This is a genomic window from Winogradskyella poriferorum, from assembly GCF_050618035.1.
GTDB classification, from domain to species: Bacteria; Bacteroidota; Bacteroidia; order Flavobacteriales; family Flavobacteriaceae; genus Winogradskyella; species Winogradskyella poriferorum_A.
The window spans coordinates 1-213 of sequence record NZ_JBODPY010000300.1; the positions used below are offsets into that span (position 1 = coordinate 1).

General features: G+C 27.7%; 1 pseudogene. It reads left to right on the forward strand.

The features are described 5' to 3' along the window. Positions 1–213, forward strand: a pseudogene (locus tag ACRHOC_RS15850) (hypothetical protein); the annotation flags it as partial.

Below are 213 nucleotides of genomic sequence, written 5' to 3' on the forward strand. Positions count from 1 at the left end.
TTTTTTAATTATAGCCTTAATTATTTCATGTAGTTCTAGCAGACGGATTGAGAAGGCCGTGATCATTGGTAATTATGATTTGGCAATTTCTAATGCTATTAATAAACTTCGTAATAATAAATCAAAAAATAGAAAAGCTGAGTTTATTGTAATGTTGAGAGATGCTTACAACAAAGCTAATCAACGTGACTTAAATGATATTAACTTCTTAAA